General features: G+C 57.3%; 16 protein-coding genes. 7 read left to right on the forward strand and 9 right to left on the reverse strand.

Translation table 11 applies throughout. From position 1 onward, the window contains the following. The first annotated feature begins 16 nt into the window (after positions 1-16). The 3 genes from CEE69_RS23820 (at position 17) to CEE69_RS23830 (ending at position 3,583) form a co-directional block, all read left to right on the forward strand. Entirely contained in the window at positions 17-1,648 is a 1,632-nt protein-coding gene (locus tag CEE69_RS23820) for a hypothetical protein (RefSeq protein WP_233215570.1), read from the forward strand. A gap of 110 nt (positions 1,649-1,758) precedes the next feature. After that, positions 1,759-2,694, forward strand: coding sequence for an alpha/beta fold hydrolase (locus CEE69_RS23825; protein ID WP_099263114.1), 936 nt, complete (start codon positions 1,759-1,761; stop codon positions 2,692-2,694). Then, on the forward strand, positions 2,684-3,583 hold the full coding sequence (locus tag CEE69_RS23830) for a triphosphoribosyl-dephospho-CoA synthase (RefSeq protein WP_099263115.1): 900 nt from the start codon (positions 2,684-2,686) through the stop codon (positions 3,581-3,583). The genes CEE69_RS23825 and CEE69_RS23830 overlap by 11 nt, the downstream gene beginning before the upstream one ends. A gap of 9 nt (positions 3,584-3,592) precedes the next feature. On the opposite strand, the gene CEE69_RS23835 is transcribed toward CEE69_RS23830, so the two are convergent. Further along, on the reverse strand, positions 3,593-5,134 hold the full coding sequence (locus tag CEE69_RS23835; protein ID WP_099263116.1) for a PDZ domain-containing protein: 1,542 nt from the start codon (positions 5,132-5,134) through the stop codon (positions 3,593-3,595). 98 nt (positions 5,135-5,232) lie between these two features. Here CEE69_RS23835 and CEE69_RS23840 point away from each other — a divergent pair, with 98 nt between their 5' ends. The 4 genes from CEE69_RS23840 to surE all read left to right on the forward strand — a co-directional run bounded on the left by CEE69_RS23840 (position 5,233) and on the right by surE (position 9,261). Further along, positions 5,233-6,357 (forward strand): GNAT family N-acetyltransferase, encoded by a 1,125-nt coding sequence (locus tag CEE69_RS23840; RefSeq protein WP_099263117.1) that lies wholly within the window; start codon positions 5,233-5,235, stop codon positions 6,355-6,357. 108 nt (positions 6,358-6,465) lie between these two features. Then, on the forward strand, positions 6,466-7,479 hold the full coding sequence (locus CEE69_RS23845) for a mechanosensitive ion channel family protein (protein ID WP_099263118.1): 1,014 nt from the start codon (positions 6,466-6,468) through the stop codon (positions 7,477-7,479). A 166-nt stretch (positions 7,480-7,645) separates the two neighbouring features. Next, entirely contained in the window at positions 7,646-8,368 is a 723-nt protein-coding gene (locus CEE69_RS23850; protein WP_099263119.1) for a hypothetical protein, read from the forward strand. Positions 8,369-8,415: 47 nt separating this feature from the next. Then, positions 8,416-9,261, forward strand: coding sequence for a 5'/3'-nucleotidase SurE (surE, locus tag CEE69_RS23855; RefSeq protein ID WP_099263120.1), 846 nt, complete (start codon positions 8,416-8,418; stop codon positions 9,259-9,261). A gap of 370 nt (positions 9,262-9,631) precedes the next feature. Here surE and CEE69_RS23860 read toward each other — a convergent pair whose 3' ends face one another. From CEE69_RS23860 to bioB, 8 genes are all read right to left on the reverse strand, one after another. Continuing rightward, positions 9,632-9,877, reverse strand: coding sequence for a carbon storage regulator (locus CEE69_RS23860; RefSeq protein ID WP_199169933.1), 246 nt, complete (start codon positions 9,875-9,877; stop codon positions 9,632-9,634). Between the two features lie 405 nt (positions 9,878-10,282). Next, positions 10,283-11,353: an S-methyl-5-thioribose-1-phosphate isomerase gene (mtnA, locus tag CEE69_RS23865; protein ID WP_099263122.1), complete on the reverse strand. Its 1,071-nt coding sequence runs from the start codon at positions 11,351-11,353 to the stop codon at positions 10,283-10,285. A gap of 30 nt (positions 11,354-11,383) precedes the next feature. Further along, complete coding sequence (locus CEE69_RS23870; protein WP_099263123.1) at positions 11,384-12,943, reverse strand: Gfo/Idh/MocA family protein; 1,560 nt, start codon at positions 12,941-12,943, stop codon at positions 11,384-11,386. 197 nt (positions 12,944-13,140) lie between these two features. Then, complete coding sequence (locus CEE69_RS23880; protein ID WP_099263124.1) at positions 13,141-14,019, reverse strand: phosphatidylinositol-specific phospholipase C/glycerophosphodiester phosphodiesterase family protein; 879 nt, start codon at positions 14,017-14,019, stop codon at positions 13,141-13,143. An 85-nt stretch (positions 14,020-14,104) separates the two neighbouring features. Continuing rightward, positions 14,105-15,625, reverse strand: coding sequence for a phytoene desaturase (locus CEE69_RS23885; protein WP_099263125.1), 1,521 nt, complete (start codon positions 15,623-15,625; stop codon positions 14,105-14,107). Between the two features lie 106 nt (positions 15,626-15,731). Further along, positions 15,732-16,208 (reverse strand): ribonuclease HI, encoded by a 477-nt coding sequence (gene rnhA / locus CEE69_RS23890; RefSeq protein WP_099263126.1) that lies wholly within the window; start codon positions 16,206-16,208, stop codon positions 15,732-15,734. A gap of 100 nt (positions 16,209-16,308) precedes the next feature. Continuing rightward, entirely contained in the window at positions 16,309-17,133 is an 825-nt protein-coding gene (locus tag CEE69_RS23895; RefSeq protein ID WP_099263127.1) for an SDR family NAD(P)-dependent oxidoreductase, read from the reverse strand. A 1-nt stretch (position 17,134) separates the two neighbouring features. Then, a complete protein-coding gene (gene bioB / locus CEE69_RS23900; protein ID WP_099263128.1) occupies positions 17,135-18,214 on the reverse strand; it encodes a biotin synthase BioB in 1,080 nt (359 codons plus the stop codon). Positions 18,215-18,220: the final 6 nt, after the last annotated feature.

Here is an 18,220-nt window from a genome sequence, read left to right on the forward strand (position 1 = left end):
GTCGATTTGTGCCCTTTTGACCCTAGTTTTGTGCGGTTTTGGCTCAGACACAGCAATTTGGGCCGACGGCGATCTGACGCTGCGAGTCGTGGAGGAGTCGACGGGCGAACCGACCATCGCACGGATGGAATTGACTCGCCAGTTGCCCGTCACGACGCGGCGAACTTCGCGACCGAAGTCCGTTTCGGTGGCTCCGCGACGATTTCTGTCGTCGGGTCCCGGGTTTGTGCTGGACGAAGTTGCCGAATTGTCTCTGCAGGATGGAGCGTACGAATTCAAGCTGACACGAGGTCCTGAGTCGCGAGTCCTTCGAGGCACGTTTGATGTTCAGCGAGGCAGCGAGGACGAGCACCAACTCGCGCTTCCGCGAATGGTTCGGATGCGACCGGAAGGTTGGACGAGCGGTGATTGTTTGGTGCCCCGTTCGCCTGAAAGTTTGCCGATGCGAATGACGGCGGAGGATCTGCACGCGGCCTCGGTGATCCGCGATCCCGAGGTTGTCGGTCGCGGAACGGAGAAACCAATTCCACGTCGGAATGCAAAGAACTTGTTTGGGGAAGACGAGCCAATCCAAACTCCGGAGGGTTGGCCGACGACGCCGTTGTGGATCAATTCAAACGTCGACTGTGTCGGTGGACTGGCGTTTTACCGCGAGTTGGCCGATTCCGATTGGAATCCCGTTTCTTCGAAAGACTTCGCATCGCAAGAGCTGGCATCGTTGGGTTGGTTGGCAAGTTTGCCGGCTGATTCTTCGTCGCGAGTTGCGATCGAAAATCCGTTCGCTTGGTTGCTGCCGGTTTGGTTGGCGAGCGAGAGAATCGATGGTGTGTTCGTGCTCGGCGATTGGTTGCAACTGAACGAATCCGTGACACGTGTACCAGAAGGTCGCATGTTACAGCCGGCCAATCGAAACGATGCGACTCAGCTCGGACGGGACGCTGAGCAGATCCACTGGCAATTGTTGGAGGCCGGTTTTCGACTCGCACCAATGGCTGGCTCGGGCGATGACCCTGGCAATTCGCCGGTGGGGTACAACCGGTTGTATGTTGCTGGCCGTTTGCAGGCTTCCTCATTTGATTCGCGAGAAGAAGCGGTCGCGGTTTCGACAATGGGCGATTGGTGGGACGCGGCTTGGGAAGGTTGCAGTTTCGCCACCAATGGTCCGTTGATGCGGACCAATCTGGACGGCCGTTTGCCAGGCCATGTGTTCGAGATCAATTCGGCAGCGGTCGGCGAAGATCAAGCGGTGGAGCTGACCGCCGAAGTGATTTTGAATGTCCGTGACCCGGTCGAGTACCTCGAGGTCATTCACAACGGTCGGTTGCACTATGGAGCCAAGCTGGACGAATTCGCGAAAGCTGGTGGCCGGATTCCTCCGTTGAAAATCAAGGAATCGGGCTGGGCGGCCGTTCGAGTGGTGACGTTGCATGAGGACCACTATCGGGCGGTGATCTCGTCGCCCTGGTACTTCGAAGTCGGCGGGCAACCACGAATCACAGCCCGCAGCGTCGCGTTCTTCAAAGAGTGGCTGGGCGAAACGGAACAGCGTTTGGCGAAGTTGCCACCGGACCAGCTGAAGAAATTTGTGCCCTACGTTCGGGCGGCCCGTAAATTCTGGGCTGAGCGGGCGGAGATCGCAGGTCCGTGATCCATCGGCGGATTGGCCGCTGAATCGCAGTTGGCTGGGGAGTCATCGGCGAACGAGATTTGATTTGCCGCCTCTCGTCAAACTGCCGCGGATCGTCGAAACTGCTCGCTATGACGAATCTTGCTAGCGATCTGTTTCCCCACCCGTCGTCGGAATTTTCCATCGACGGTCACACCCTGCGCTACATCGACACGGCGGCTGACGCCAAGTTTGCTGGTTCCGAAGTCGAAAAACAAAGCGACCAGCCGACGTTTGTTTGTGTGCATGGCAATCCGACGTGGAGTTTTTATTATCGCCGGATCGTCGAGCGGTATGGAAACCAACAACGTGTGATCGCGGTCGATCACATTGGCTGCGGTCGTAGCGACAAACCGTCGACGGACGAGTTCCCGTACACGATGGCAGCGCATCGGGACAACTTGATTCGCTTGGTCGACGAGTTGGATCTGAAGAACGTGATCCTGATCGCTCACGATTGGGGTGGAGCGATTGGTTTGTCAGCCATGCATGCTCGCCGAGAACGTTTGGCTGGGATTGGGTTGCTGAACACGGCTGCGTTTCCACCGCCTTACATGCCGCAGCGAATCGCCGCCTGCCGAATGCCGGTGTTGGGCACCCCGGCCGTTCGCGGTTTGAACCTGTTCGCTCGGGCCGCGGTCACGATGGCGATGTCGCGGACGAAGATGAAACCCGACGTCGCGGCGGGGTTGTTGGCTCCTTATGACAATTGGAAAAACCGAGTCGCGATTGATCGGTTCGTTCGCGACATCCCTTTGAGCGATTCGCATCCGACGATGAAGACGCTTCGTCAGTTAGAGTCCGATTTACCGGACCTGGCTTCGCTGCCGATCTCGCTGATTTGGGGAATGAAGGATTGGTGCTTCCGGCCGGAATGTTTGCGACGCTTCGAAGCGGTCTGGCCCGACGCGGAAGTCACGGAACTGGCCACGACCGGTCACTATGTGATCGAAGATTCGCCTGAAGAAACGTTGCAAGCGATTGACTCATTGCTAAGCCGCGTCAAGGAACGCATCGGTGCGGCATGACCCATGGCAATGGATCGCAAAAACAGTTGGCGGTCCCGTGGATGCGATCCAGTACGCTTGTGTGTTGGAGGCCACTGCACCGAAAGCAGGCAACGTTCATCCGGTCGCGAAGTTCAATGATCTTTGCTTTGCCGACTTCGTGGCTTCCGCAGAAATTGTCGCGAGTGGACTGACCGCCACACCGATGGGTTTGGGTGATCGCATTGAGTCGGTGATCCGACAAACGCGAGTGACAACGAATACGAATGTCAACTTGGGCATCGCGTTGTTATTGGGACCGATCGTGTTGGCGGAGGAAACGCAACGACCGGCAGATGCTGCTTGGACGCTGGATCGATGGCGTGAAGCGACGGCGAATGTCTTGTCGACTCTTTCCGACGAGCAGAGTCACCGAATAGGCCGAGCGATTTCGAAAGCGTCGGCGGGTGGAATGGACGGGGACTATCAACCCGGAGATCCATCGCTGGATGTTCTTGCATCGTCCGAGTCGTTTGATGTGATGGCGGGGATGCGAGACGCGAAAGATCGCGATTTGATCGCGGCTGAATACGCGGGCGGATTTGAAAGCTTCTTTGCGGAAGTCGTGCCTGCCGTGGAAGCATCCGTTGGCGAAACCGGCGATTTGCTATCGGGAATTGCCCTGGCGCATTTGCGATTGCTGGCCGACCGTGGCGACTCTTTGATTGCTCGTAAAAACGGGCGTGATACCGAGCAGGAAATTCGTGATCGAGCCAAGCAATGCCTGAATGCGTTCGCAAGCAACGGCGACTTCGGTTCGATCGCGGAGTTCGATGCTCACTTGCGAAGTGAAGGTCACCTATTCAATCCAGGAACGACGGCGGACTTCATTGCCGCCGCGGTCTACGTTTGTCTGCGAACGCGGGCTTAAGCGTCGACGTCATTCCTTCGCTTGCAACTGTTGCTTCAAGCGTTGAATTTCGCGTTGCAATTCTTCCACCGTTGGCGGCTTGGCTTCGGCGGGCAAGGAGTCTGGTTCAGAAGCGGGAGCCGGCTTTGCGGGAGGAAGACTTTCAACGTTTGGTTCGACGGAATCACTTGGCAACGCCAACGGATCGGCTGTGGTGGAAGGTTCCGCGGCTGGTTTGGGCGACGGCAGCGATTCAGTGGGGGCTGGCAGAGTAAACGTCGCGCTGGGTTCAGCGTTTGGTGGCGGCAGTTCTTCGCTGGCCGGAGTCTGTGAATTGGGCGTGTTGCCCCCGAGCATCTTGCCAAACATCGATCCCATTCCGCCGAGGAAGCCGCCCGAGTTTGCTTCACCGGTGTCGGTTGATTCTGCGTTCGCGTTGGCTGCTGCCGATTCCATGTTCGCGATGGCGGATCGTGTGGGCTGGCCACCGGGACCGCCCATCTCGATTTGCTTTTGAAGCATTGTGTCGCCGCGAATCAAACCGAATTCGATTTCGTCGCCTGGTTGAAGAACCGAGATCTCACGTAGCAAGTCATCGGTTCCGCGAATGAGACGACCGGAGGCCGAGACGATTCGATCTCCCGTCGCGAGACCCGCGACTTTGCCCGCGGTGTCGTCGGGAACGGACACAATCAACACACCACGCTGAGGTGTCGCGTCACGAACTTCGATCCCCAGCGATCCGCGTGAACGAGCGAGCGTGGGACCCGCGTTGCTAGTCGGTGGGGACAGGTTTTCGGTCGCCGGTGCTCGAAGCTGCGGTGCGGGCAACTCGTTGTCCGACGGACGATTTCTTTCTGAATCGAAATCGTCCAAAACGCTTCGGCCAGCATTGGGGAGTGAGATGGGTGGCTTGGCGGCGACACGCGCCGTCGCAATTGCCGGCACGTTTCCGCGATACAAACGTCCGCCTCGGAACAATTGCATGGCGACGGCAGGTTCCTGCCCCGGAGTGGAGCGAATGTCATTCAGTGCCGAGATGGCTTCATCGAGAGTTCGTGTTCGCGAATTGCCGATCGATACGATCAAGTCACCGGGACGGACGCCGGCTTCATCGGCTCGCGATTCGGGCGAGAAGCCATCGACACGCAGGCCTTGGTAACTGCCGACGACCGCGGGTGAAACTCGCATTCCGAACTCGATGTCATCCGATGCGATTTCACCGCTGCGTCCCGTCACAGCGGGTTGGCTGTTCCGTGCGGCTGCACGGCGCTGGTCCGCTGGTGCGGTGCGTTGTGTCGTTGGTGCGCGGCGATCGGCGGACGAATTATTTCTTTGGAACGGTGTCGCCAGCGTTCGAGTTCGTGCTGAATTGGCGCGGTTGGAAGCGGCGGGATTCTGGTACGGTGGTTGTTGAAGCGGCGACGGCGGCGGAGTCTGAATGCGAGTTCGCAGACGTTCTATCAGACGTTGAGCCGACGCATCCGAAGCATCAATCGCATGAATGCACGACACCATCAACAGGCAAACGGCCCAGCGAATCCAGTTCGAGCGTCGACGTGATCGAAGCATTTTTATCTCAATTTTAGGACTGAAGGTTCGTTCGGAGATGTGCTCCCCAGCGGGTGGGAGCGTGCTCGGAAGGATGCGGTCAAACGATCATAGAGAGAATGATGGGGAACGCCAACCAATTCGGGTTTGACCAGGCTGGCAACGGCACTCAGGCGGCCAACCCTGGCGACGCCTCGGAACATGAACCGCTTTTTCGCCCGTTTTCTCTGGTGGAGCTGCCCGCTCTGCTGCCATCGGCACTGGCTCAGATCTCGCCGGATCGGGCGGTGATGGTCGCCGACCAAATTCGATCGGCAATCTCACGCCAAGTCACCGACGACCTGATTTTGCTGGTCAGCGAGGCCTCCGACGCGATCGCCATCGTTCTGGGCACGCCTGACAGCGATATGGCGACGGTGCTGCACGCTGGTCCAATCGCTCTCGCGGGTGAGCAACCTGATTGGTCAAACGAACGCGAATCTCGGAATTCGCAGTTGGCCGATGGGCTCGGCCGGACACTTGGTCAGATTTGCCGGCAGCGGGGCATCGATTTTCTGCAGTGGGCGACTTCCTGGCCGCCGGAACACAGTGAGTCAGACCCAGCCGCCTCAGAGGATTCCTCCCAAGAAAAGACCGACTCAGCCAAGTCCATGAATTCGCCGAGTGCGTGGCCCGAGTGGATGGGGTTTTCCAAAGTCGGCGACCTGGAGTATCTCGCACTCGACCTCACCGATTCGAATTCGTTCGACTCATTGGATACCCCGACGAAGCTGCATGTTCACCCGGTCGACGTCAATGACGAGGAACAAATGCGGATGATTCGAGGCTTGGTCCAGCGGACTTATCACGGGTCGATGGACTGTCCCAATTTGGAGCAGTTTCGGACCGCCGCGCAGATCATGGATGGTTACCAAGTCGTTCCCACCTACGCACCGGATCTGTGGTTCATGTTGTCCGAACGTCCGGGCGACGAACCGATTGGGTGCTTGTTGATGGCGCGGCACGGCGGTGACTCCGCTTCAGTTTTGGAAGTCGTCTACATGGGCGTGGTGCCCGATGCTCGCGGCCGCGGTTTTTCACGTGACATCCTTTCGTTGGCGCTGCGGTGTTGTCGTGATGAATCCGCTTCGCGAATGATTCTGGCTGTGGATCGAACGAATCGGCCGGCTCGCGATGCTTACTTGCGTTTGCCGATGCAAACCGTTCTGCGTGAATCGGTTTGGGCGAGGAATACAACCGTCTAAGAATACGAAACGGGTGTGCATCGATCTTGAATCCCCTCGCTGGAATGAGGTATCGACGTTCTGCAGAACGTGTCTCCTTTTCCGCTCCATGCGCTGTCGTGATTCGCTATGACTGAAACCAATACCTCGCTATCCGCCGTTACCCCCGAGATGAACTTGGGAGCGACCGACATGCCACAAACAAGTTTTGCGGATGCAACGTCGGACTTGGTCACTCAGATGACCGAAGGCAACTTCGATGGCTTGACCGATTACGCCACTACACACTTGGCACCCGCGCTTCTTTCGGCGGGCCTGGGTTTGTTTGTCATCTTCATCGGGTACTTGGTTGCCAAGTATTTGATGCGAGTCATCAGTCGACCTGTTTGTCGACGCGTGGATGAAACGCTTGGCAAGTTTGTCGGCAAGATGGTTTTCTACTCGATCATGTTTGCCGTTGTCGGAGCTGTTCTGACGAAGTTGGGCGCACCGCTGGGTGGATTGGCCGCGATGCTGGCCGCTGCCGGCTTCGCAGTTGGTTTGGCGTTTCAAGGTACGCTCAGCAACTTCGCATCCGGCGTGTTGATGTTGGTGTTTCGTCCGTTCAAAGTCGGTGACGTTGTCAACGCGGCTGGCGTGACGGGCAAGGTCGACGAGATTGATTTGTTCACGACGACCTTGGACACTCCTGACAATCGACGCATCATCGTTCCCAACAGTTCGATCGCGGGCGGCACCATTGAAAACATCAGTCACCACCAACATCGCCGCATCGAAGTCCCCGTCGGTGTGGACTACACCGCCGACTTGCAGACCACTCGCGCCGCACTTCAAAAAGCGATTGATCAGTTGGCGGCCAATGTGATCCAAGGCGAAAACCGTGGCAGCGCAGTCGTGCTGGCTGGTTTGGGCGACAGTGCAGTGAATTGGAAAGTCCGCATGTGGGTCGCCAGTTCAAATTTTTGGCCAATGACAGAAGCATTGACCGGCGAGATCAAAACGCAACTGGATGCAGCCGAAATCGGTATCCCATTCCCTCAAATGGATGTGCATGTGCATCAATTTGCAGATGCCGCTGCAAATGCTGAAAAAGCTGGGCGCACGAGACCAACCCGCCGCGGCGCGGATCGAATGGTTGGCTGAGAATGACTCGCCCTCAATTGAAGAATGAGGAAACGGGGAATCCGTGTTGTGGAAGCGCCGTCGGCTAGCCCGGCGGTGACGCTGTGAAGTATGCTGAGGCCACCGAGTCAGATCGGTGGCCTTTTTTCGTAGATGCCGTTCCATCACACCATCAATCGGTACGACCATGTGGCACACCAGCCAAGGCGATCGCACGCTCGAAGGTGCCGAAGCGGAATTGATGCAGCGATTGATCGAGTCGCTGCTCGAAGACTTGTTGATGCAGTTTGATGAAGATTGGCAACCGGAAGCCGATTGGTCCTGCGACACCGGGATCGAACTATTCGACAATCTGCATAGCGAACAACAAATCGCTTTGCTGCACGATGTCGCGCAGCACTTGCTGGAACCCACGCCAGAAGGCATGCCGCTCAGCGCGATCGCCGAAGCAACCGTGGCAGCTCTCTTCGCGGAACTACACCATCACGTGGAAATGGAGTTAGATCTGTCGCTGGACGTTGACAACGTTTATTGGCGACAACTGATTCGTGATGCGGCGATCGATTGTTTGGTCCGCGATGATTTGCTGGGGACGGAACGAAAGAATGAAGAAGTCATTCAGGTAGACGAAGTGATGCCGACGGAATTTCGCGTTCCCGATCTGCATTCGCTCGACACAATCGCGTGGGATGAATTGATCGAAACTTTGGCGGATCAAATTCTCTGGGATCGCGACTTTGAAATGGCGTCGCTGTTCCTGGACGAAGACCCACGCCGATCGGCCACACGCCGAGAAGTGATGGGAATCGATGCAAATTACTTCGTGCAAATTCCCCCTGATCCTCGTCCCAGCGAAATGCCTTCGTTGGTGTCAGCGACACAAGCGTTGATCCGGCGCAAACCTCGCTGAAGACAACGTCCCCGAAGCTCACGTTTGGCAAAGACTCTGACCCGCTGATGCAACGCAACGCGATTCTGTTGACCAACGATGATGGGATTGATGCACCAGGATTGCTGGCGATGCATCGTGCCATTTCCGATTGGATTCTTTCGACCGGGAACACCCACCGTTATGACATCACGGTGGTCGCGCCAGATCGAGGTCGCAGCGAGTGTGGGCACAGTGTCACGACCACTCGAGATCTCTCCGTCACGGAAACACAAGCCGGATGGTTCGCTGTTGACGGAACACCGGTCGATTGTGTTCGGTCGGCCATGACCGTGTTGTGTCCCAACGCTTCGCTGGTTTTTTCAGGGATCAATGCGGGTGCGAACGTGGGAGTCGATTTGCTGGTCAGCGGAACATTCGCGGCGGCCCGCGAAGCGGCTTTGCATGGCGTTCACAGCATGGCGGTCTCGCACTACCGACATCCCGATGTGCCGAAGACTTGGGATCACACGGGCCGTTGGCTCAAGCCAGTTTTGGATTCGTTCATCCGTGACACCTCTTCGACCGGTGGTGGCAATCACGAACTCTCAGAAGATGAACGTGACCATCGACCGGGACAGTTGTGGAACGTCAATTTGCCAGCAATCGATCCTGACACGGACCTGCCGCCGATGTTCGATTGCGACGTGGAGCGAAAACCGATGCAGCGGGCTGGATCGCTGAAGAAGCAGACCGAGATCGGTTCCAGTTCTCAATCTGCGACGGATGCGAGCTCAAGACCGTCCCTGGTGAATCAGCAACCAATACAAATTCAGTCGGACTTTCATGGTCGGCCCAGATCATCCGGAACCGATGTCGAACGCTGCTTTTCGGGCAACTTGACGATCAGTCGGATCAGTCCCTATCCCGCCTGAGATTTGGCGGAATCAATTGTGGACGCTGGACGCATCATGGGAGGCATCCTGCTATTCGGCGATTGCAACTCGTCGAGGGTTGCTAGCAAAAGTGGCGCGAGCGCGAACAGCTGCGGCAAAATTTGCAAAACTTTGAATGACTACGAGCAAAAGATCTCACGCGGTGGTCGATTTTGCACCAACCGCATGTTCACACTGGTCCCAGAACGCACAACTTTCGTGTCGCATCAGATCAACGCGAAGGCTGGTTCAGCCTCGGGTCCGGCAGCACGAGCTTATTATCCGACTGGCTCGGGCTCAGATGTCATGGAAATGGATCCATGCGCTGAAGAACGAGGGAAGGACGGGACTCAGTGTGAGAGAGCGGCAATCAACGTTCGGCTTGTCCGGCGACGGCAATGTCATGTTCGAGCATCGCCGAGTTAGGAGCACCCGCTTTGTCTTTGCTGGCTCGTGCAACGCTGTCGCGTTCGTCCAATTCGCCTCGCACGATGGAAACTTCGCGAGGAGCTTCGATGCCAATGGCAACGCGATTGCCAGCGATTCGGTTGACGGTGATCACGATGTTGTCACCGATGACCAATTTTTCGCCTTCTTTTCGACTGAGTACCAACATTTCTGAATCCTTTCCCTGCGGGATGCTTATGCGTTTTGAAAATCGTTTCAAGTGTCGGTTGATCGAGAGGAACGTCTCAGGGGAGGGAGGGTCTATCTCGAATCATTTTGCAACGTGAAGACGACGCCCTCACGGAGAAACTTTAAGGAGCAAGAACTGCGCCATAAGGTTCACCTAAACTTCCAAATCATTACAAAACTGTTGCAAATGCTCAGAAAACGCATTGTTAACCGTTTTCAACTGCATTTGAGAATCGATTTGAGTTCGGGGTTGTTTCGGATCGATAACAGACCACTTGGCAGCTATCGTGCCGAACTCATTTCAAAACGAGAGGCCGTCTCACCCTGAGACAACTGTTTCTCTCGCCAACACAAGTAGTATCAGCTCGTGGTGTGACACGTTTGGTCACGCACCCAAATGAGCCAGGACTTTTTCGGTGTTGGGCTCGGGAATCACGCCTTTTTCCGTGATCAACGCGGTGATCAATTCAGCTGGTGCGACGTCGAAAGCGGGGTTCACAACCGCCACCCCCTCGGGAGTTTGCCGAGGTGCGTCGGTTCCGCAGGGGTACGAGACCTCGTCGCCGTTCCGCTGCTCGATCGGAATCAGATCACCCGATTCGAGCTCGGCGTCGAACGTGTTCGTTGGAGCAGCGACGTAGAACGGGATGTCGTGGTACTTCGCCAGCACCGCCAGGGGGTAAGTGCCGATCTTGTTCGCGACGTCCCCGTTGGCGGCAATTCGGTCAGCTCCCACGATGACGGCGTCGACTCGGCCCTGCCGCATCAGGCTGCCGGACATAGAATCCGTGCATACGGTCACTGGAATCCCAGCCTGATGAAGCTCCCAGGCTGTCAAACGAGCTCCTTGGAGCAGAGGGCGTGTTTCGTCGGCGAACACCTCCAGCGTGTGACCGGCCTCGTGCAGGTGGTACATCGGCGCCAAAGCCGTGCCCCACATGGAAGTCGCCAGCGATCCCGCGTTGCAGTGCGTCATGACGCGTTTGCAATCTGCCAAAAGCGGGGCGCCGTTTCGGCCAATTGCCCGGCACATCTCGCGATCGTCTTCGTGGATGCGAATGGCCTCGGTGGCCAGTTGCTTGCGAAGCTCGGAGACTTCGCCGGAGAATCCATCGACGATGGCCCGCATCCGGTCCAGGGCCCAGAACAGGTTGACCGCGGTGGGGCGACTGGTCGCCAAGTGATCGATCGTTTGTCGATACAAAGCCTGCGCGTCTGACAGGCTCGCATTTGCGTCCGCACTGACCGGGGTCAGTGTGACACCGTACGCGGCGGCGATGCCGATGGCAGGCGCGCCGCGGACGACCAATCGTTGGATCGCATCGTACGTTTGGTCGATCGTGGTGCAGACCAAACGCGTCAGCGTTCCGGGCAACTTGGTTTGATCCAGCAGATCCAGTTCTGCCGGCCGCCCATTTTGAGCGGCGTGATATCGAATCGTTTCAGCTTCGTTCACATCAGGGACCGTTGCGAGAGGTTTGGAAAATCAAACGTCAGCCGCACTGGGAACGACGAATCCATCGCGGTACTCACGAGTTTCCATCGCTTTGGCTTCGTCGTTGTCGACAAAGCCTTCCGCCTCGGGATCAAACTTCAGCACGGGACCGAGCGACAGTTGCTCTTTCTCTGGATCAACGTTGTTGTCCCGGAGGTGCTGCAGCGTTCGGTCCAGTGTGGCTTGATCGTCGTCCAACGACGAGATGTTCGCGAGTGACTCGGAGATCGTTTTGGGATCGACCCGGTTTTCTTGACCAACGTAGTACGAAATGTTGCCCAGGTGAGCGATCGCAGCGGACAGGTGACCGCAGCGTGCATCCGCGTGAAGCGTCGAGGCATCTCGAGACTGTACCGCATCGAGGAAGTTCGCAAAGTGGGCGTCCCCCACGCTCGATGTCGCCTTGAATTCACGCACCAATTTGCGTTGTTTGTCGAATACGGCACAGCGGTTGTAGCTGGGACCCTGCACGAGATAGCCGTCTTCGCCGTAGAAGATGACGCCGATCTTGTTGCCTTTGCTGTAACCGAACAACTCGTTGATTTCTTGATCAGCCGATTCATCAACGCTCAGGCCACGTGTTTCAAACACGATGGTTTTGTCGCCGTAATCGTAGATCGAAACTTGCGTGTTGGCTGTGTCGCCCGCATCGACGTAATCGGGGTCTTTGCGTTCGGCTTTGTAGCCCAACCGACCGGCGTAGCTCAGCACAGCATTCGGATGCCGTTCCAGTCCCAATCCCCAACGTGCTACGTCGGTTTGGTGAGGGCCTTGGTTGCCAGAGTCGCCATTGCCGTAGTGACGTTGCCAGTGCCAGTCATAGTGGAAGCGTTGACGGGTCAATTTGGGATCGGTGTAGGTGGCCGGTCCGCTCCACTGATTGAAGTCGACGCCAGCGGGAATTTCATAGTCACCCAATGGGCCGATCGACTTGCGTCGTTTGTAGCACAGGCCACGGGCAAGCTTGACTTCGCCGATTCCACCATCCGCGAGGAACTGCATGCCTTCGCGAATGCCGGAGCTGCTGCGGCACTGGGTACCGGTTTGGAACATGCGTCCGTATTTCGCAGCCGCCGCGACGAGGGCGCGTCCCTCGTGAATGTTGTGGCTGATCGGTTTTTCGATGTAGACATCCTTGCCCGCCTGCATCGCTTCGACGCCCATCAACGCGTGCCAGTGATTGGGCGTGGCGCTGGTCAGGATATGCACGTCATCCATGTCCAAGGCATCGCGAAAATCTTTGACGACTTTCGGACGCAGTCCCTGCAAATCGGCGACTTTGTCAGCGCGGCTGTTGCCGACCTTTTCGTCAATGTCGACCAGCACTCGAATTTCGGTGCGCGGGTCTTTGTCGAATCCGCGGATGTGTTCTCCACCGCGACTGTTGACGCCGCAGATTGCTACACCGAGTTTTTCACTGGGCGAAGTGGCTTGGGCAGAAGCGGATCGGCTGGTGTGGACACCGATGGCCGCCCCGGCCGCGATTCCGGTCGCGGTGAACTGACGACGACTGATTCGCGAGGCACGGGCGGAGGATGGGGCAGGTTTCATGGCGGGCCTGTGGAAGGAGAGAAAGGTGGGACGATGGGAGACATACACATTATGCATGCTTCGTGCGGCGTATTCATCCACCTTACGCCTCCAAAGTCCCAAGACTCGCAATTTTAGCTGTCGGCTAAGGCATCTCTCCGGTCAGGCCGGTTCGACGGTGGACCTCAGATTTCCTCAAGTGGCGGGGCTGCGATTGATCACTTCGACCGCAGGAAACGATTCAGGCCCTCGAGGTCGTCCGTGTTGATCAGATCGACTCCGGCCTCGTGCAGGACCTCCCAGGCGGCTTCGTGATCGGGCGTGGCCCAGAACCGAATCCGGCGATTTTTCTGGTGAGCTTGTTCCAAGATCTTGTTTAACTTTTCACGGTCCTCAGCAGGCAGTTCCCCCTGGCCTCGCCATTTGAAATTGCGGCCCCAATGGTCGCTGATCAACGGCATCAGGTCAGCCGAGTAATCGCTTTCCAAATCACCGAGTCGCCCGTCCACGCCCACGAAACGCGGCGAGTCCGACTGGACCAAGTCGATCGGACGGTTGCCGCTGATGATGGCCGTGACGCCTCGACGATGCACGCCCTCGGAATCAACGTGCGTGAATACATCGTCGTATTTCGAAAGCAGTTGATGGAGTGCCCGGTAGGTGGCCTTCCCTTCCGACTTCAGATCGATCAACAGCGTGATGGGTTGGCCATCGCCTTCGACGCTCTGGAAAGAGTCTGAGGAATCGTCGGCGTGGGATCGCATGCGTTGACGCAGCGGATCGAGGTACAACGCTTTCAACGTTCGTTCGGCGGAAAGTTCTGAGGTGGAGTGAGCGACCCAGAGATCACCATCGACCAAAAAGATGTCCGCTTCGACGCTGCGGAATCCGTTGTCGAGCGCGTCCAGCAGCGGACGCTCATGCAGGTAGTCGTTGTGCGCGTGAGCTTTGGGATGCGACGGACGATCCGTTGAGTTTGAAGCCGGCGTTTGAGCCGAGGATGTCGCCGTGGCAAGGCTGACCAAGCAGGCAGCGATGCAGAAGGGAACGACTGTGCAGAGGTGGGTTCCGCGTCGTAATAGCGATCGAATGTTCACGTGGGGCTCGTGATGAATGCACGGATCTGGGATGTGAGTTCAGACCGAGAATTCTAGCTGGTTTGTTGAGGTGGGGAGTGGAAGCCTATGCCACTTGAGCAGATTGGTCGATGAAGCTCGTGTCCATCCCAAGATCTTGCAGCAACAGACGTGAGCTGATGCGGCTGGATTCATAGATCACCGGCAAACCACTGCCCGGATGCGTGCCGCCGCCGACCAGGTAAACCCCGTCGAGTTCTTCAAATCGATTGCGAGGTCGATTGTGAAGCATCTGGCCCAGGTTGTGTGCCAAGTTGAACGTGGCCCCTTTGTAGATCGCGTAGTCACGTTGCCAATCGTCGGGCGTGATTTGGTGCTCCACACGAATTCGGCTGCGAAGATCTGTCAGGCCCAGTTCGCCAAGTTTGTTCAGCGTGAGCTCGCGAAAACCGGCGGCTTCTTTCGACCAGTCGACGTTTTCAGTGTCATGCGTGACTGGGACCAGTACGTACAGCGAACTGTGTCCGGCGGGAGCCAGCGTCGGGTCGGTCACGCCAGCGTTCTGGACATACACCGAGGGGTCTTGGCTGAGGACATGATCGGTTTCGATTTCGCGAAGGTTGCGGTTGTAGTCGTTGCTGATGTGGATGCTGTGGTGCGGCAGGTCTTCGTACAGACCTTCGATGCCCAAGTACAACATGTATGTGCTGCAGGAAAACTTCTTCTTCGCAATCTGTTCGTCCGACCAACGTTTGCGAGAAGCGTTGGGAACGGTCTTGGTCATCCAGTCCGCGAAGTCGGCGTTGACGACGAACGCATCGGCGTCGTAGCGATCGTTTTGTGTGTGCAATGCACGAACGCGACGGCCTTCCATCTCGATTGAATCGACGGGTTCATTGAGCCGAATCTTGACGCCCATCTCTTCCGCGATCTCGGCCATCTTTTCGCTTACGCGACTGCAGCCTCCAATCGGATGGAACACGCCGTATTCGTATTCGAGGAACGACAGGATGCTGAACAAACTCGGGCAGTTGAACGGCGACATCCCGAGGTACTTGGATTGGAACGCGAACGCGATGACGAGACGCGGGTCACTGAAGTAACGTTCGAGTTCTTTGCCCAGCGTCCGAAACGGATGCAGGTGTTTGGCCGCGCCCAGCAGTGATGGTTTCATCACGTCCATCGCGGAATGAAACGGCGACTCAAGGATCGGACGAAATTTTTCCAGCTTGATCCGGTTGTCGTCCATGTATCGCTTGAGTTGCCCGACGTCTTGCGGTGAGAACTGAGCGATCTGGCGATCCATCTCGTCCATGTCGGGTGTGCAATCCAGCTGCCCACCACCGCCGAAGGTCAATCTGTACTGCGGGTCGAGTCGCTCCATCGGGACCTCTTCCATCAGGTCACGACCGGTCGAATGAAAGATCTCGGCGAGCACGCGTGGGTACAGGAAGAACGTGGGGCCGCAATCGAATCGAAAGCCATCCATTTCGATCGCGGAGGTCCGGCCGCCGACCTGGCCGCGGCGTTCCAAGAGGGTCACGTCGCAACCGCCCGCGGCGAGCTGCATCGCCGACGCCAAACCACCGGGTCCAGCCCCAACGACAACGACTTTCCTTTGGGACATGACAACCTTGATGATCAGACGAAGAACACAACCGATCGCCGCCCCGCGTGGTGGGCTTCAAACGCTCGGTGGGAACAACTGACTTATCTTACGCGTGTGGACAGTCTTACAGATACTGTTGATACGCCGCGACCGCCAGTTGATCGCACATTTCGTTTTCGGTGTGCCCAGCGTGACCTTTGACGTGGTGGTACGTCACGCGGTGAGATTGCATTTGCTGATCGAGCTCTTGCCACAGTTCCACGTTCTTGACCGGAACCAGCTTCGAGCCGTCCTTGCGTTTCCAACCGCGGCTCTTCCAGCCGGCCATCCAGCTCGACATCCCCTGACCCACATACTTGCTGTCAGAGTACAGGTCGACGGCACAGGGTTCTTTGAGCGCCTCGAGCCCGCGGATGACGGCCATCAATTCCATCTGGTTGTTGGTCGTGTGAGGTTGACCGCCTGATCGCTGAATCTCTTTCAGCGTGCGTGGGCATCGCAACACAAACGCCCATCCGCCCGGGCCCGGGTTTCCACTGCAAGCACCATCGGTGTACAGCTCCACGGGTTTCAAATTGGCGGCAGGTTTGGATTCAGTCATGTCGGTTCAGTCCGTTGGGTGGAGATGCGTCCGTGTTGCGGTATCAAATTGCTGGATGGCGTCGCGGATGGAGCCACAGCGATCAAGCGTTCGGCCGTGGTCAGCCGGTGTTGCGACCGATCTGAAGTCCGTCGGGTGCGAAGACGCTGCGTCCGCCATCGACCGGCAAGCAGACTCCGGTGACGAACGTGTTTTCGCAGAAGAAGCCAACCGCGTGAGCGACGTCTTCTGGTGTGCCGACTCGTCGAACCAGGGTGCTGTCGGCCAGCTCGCTCACCGTTTCTTCCGAGACATCATCGGACAGCAGCACCGGCCCCGGTTGCACGCAGTTCACTCGAACGTGAGCGTTCTTACCGCCAAGTTCGACAGCCAACGATCGGGTCATGACCTCGATGGCACCTTTGCTGGGGAAGTACGCGGCGTGTTCGGCGTAGGGTCGTACCGTGGCCCAGTCACCCATGTTGATGATGCAACCACCGCGAGACTGAGCGACCATGTGTCGACCGGCGGCGCGAGCGCACAGCAGCGACGCGACGGAGTTGATTTGGAAGTACCGGCGAATCTCGTCGCCGGTGATGTTTTCCAAACGTGTTGGGGTCCAGATCGCTGCGCTATTGACCAGGATATCGAGTCGGCCAAAGTGCTGGTGCGTTTGACCGACGATTGCGTCGCAGGTCGCGTCTTCGTCAAGCGAACCTTGCACCACCAACGCTTCTCGACCGAATCGCTGCTGCCACTGCGAGGCGGCCTGCTGGGCTTCGTCGACGCTGGTATTCGCGTGCAAAGCAACGTGGCAACCGCGACGAGACAGTTCTTCCGCGATGACACGACCGACTCGCGGCGAACCGCTGCCGGTGACAATGGCAACCGGATCATCGGTATCGAAAACGTCTTGCAATCGTGAACGACGATCGGTGGTTTCCACCTCAGACGCTCATCTCTTCGCACGAACCGGTGACTTCGAAGCCGAGGTCACGAATCATGTCGTAATCCGCTTGGGGTGCTTGGCCTTGCGTCGTCAGGTAGTCACCGACAAACACGCTGTTGGCAACGTACAAACCCATCGGCTGCAGCTGACGCAGGTGCAGTTCGCGACCGCCGGCAATTCGCAGTTCACGATCCGGGTTCACAAACCGGAACATGGCGAGTGCTTTGAGCGCGTCTTGAGGCGTGAGTGCGGCGGTGCCTTCCAAAGGCGTGCCATCAATCGCGTTGAGAATGTTGACGGGAATCGATTGCACACCGAGTTCATTGAGGTCGAAAGCCATCGACACGATGTCGGACTTGGATTCGCCCATTCCAATGATGCCACCGCTACACATTTCCATGCCTGCATCGCGAACGTGACGCAGCGTTTGAACGCGGTCTTCGTAGGTGTGAGTCGTGCAGATCGTTTCGTAGTGAGATTCGCTGCTGTTCAGGTTGTGGTTGACTCGATCGACACCACAGGCCTTCAACCGTGCCGCTTGGGATTCATCCAGCAGGCCCAAGCAGGCGCAGATGTCCAAGTCGTATTTCTGTTTGATCTCGGGAACGATCTGTTCCACCGCTTTCATCTCTCGTTCGTTCGGTCCACGAGCCGAAATTACCAAGCAGTAAGTCTTGGCACCTCGTTCAGCCGCGACTTTGGCGGCGTCCATCAACGCATCGCGTTTCAGGATGTTGTATTTCGGAACGGGAGCGTCAGAGACTTTCGACTGGCTGCAGTAGTGACAATCTTCCGGGCACAGTCCGCTCTTGGCGTTCATCAGGAAATACAGCTGGACCGAGTTGCCAAAGTACTGATGGCGAATTCGATATCCGGCCGAGATGATCGCGGGCACGTCCAGGTCAGACGCTTCCAACATCCCGAGCGCTTGCTCTCGCGTGATTGGTGTGCCGTCGAGGACTTGTTGAGCCAACGCGTCGTAGTATCCCGGAGGAGAAAATGCTCCTGCGGACGATGACAAGTCAGCGGTGTCCGGGGCAGCAACAGAATCAGCAGCACTGGAGTCAGCAACGCTCATGGAAAC

It is taken from the genome of Rhodopirellula bahusiensis, assembly GCF_002727185.1.
Classification (GTDB): domain Bacteria; phylum Planctomycetota; class Planctomycetia; order Pirellulales; family Pirellulaceae; genus Rhodopirellula; species Rhodopirellula bahusiensis.

Bases quoted from the DNA above. Each gene is read 5' to 3' on its own strand.
- CEE69_RS23825 (WP_099263114.1), top strand. From the start codon at position 1,759: ATGACGAATCTTGCTAGCGATCTGTTTCCCCACCCGTCGTCGGAATTT.
- CEE69_RS23835 (WP_099263116.1), bottom strand. From the start codon at position 5,134: ATGCTTCGATCACGTCGACGCTCGAACTGGATTCGCTGGGCCGTTTGC.
- CEE69_RS23840 (WP_099263117.1), top strand. From the start codon at position 5,233: ATGATGGGGAACGCCAACCAATTCGGGTTTGACCAGGCTGGCAACGGC.
- CEE69_RS23845 (WP_099263118.1), top strand. From the start codon at position 6,466: ATGACTGAAACCAATACCTCGCTATCCGCCGTTACCCCCGAGATGAAC.
- CEE69_RS23850 (WP_099263119.1), top strand. From the start codon at position 7,646: ATGTGGCACACCAGCCAAGGCGATCGCACGCTCGAAGGTGCCGAAGCG.
- surE (WP_099263120.1), top strand. From the start codon at position 8,416: ATGCAACGCAACGCGATTCTGTTGACCAACGATGATGGGATTGATGCA.
- CEE69_RS23860 (WP_199169933.1), bottom strand. From the start codon at position 9,877: ATGTTGGTACTCAGTCGAAAAGAAGGCGAAAAATTGGTCATCGGTGAC.
- CEE69_RS23870 (WP_099263123.1), bottom strand. From the start codon at position 12,943: ATGAAACCTGCCCCATCCTCCGCCCGTGCCTCGCGAATCAGTCGTCGT.
- CEE69_RS23885 (WP_099263125.1), bottom strand. From the start codon at position 15,625: ATGTCCCAAAGGAAAGTCGTTGTCGTTGGGGCTGGACCCGGTGGTTTG.
- rnhA (WP_099263126.1), bottom strand. From the start codon at position 16,208: ATGACTGAATCCAAACCTGCCGCCAATTTGAAACCCGTGGAGCTGTAC.
- bioB (WP_099263128.1), bottom strand. From the start codon at position 18,214: ATGAGCGTTGCTGACTCCAGTGCTGCTGATTCTGTTGCTGCCCCGGAC.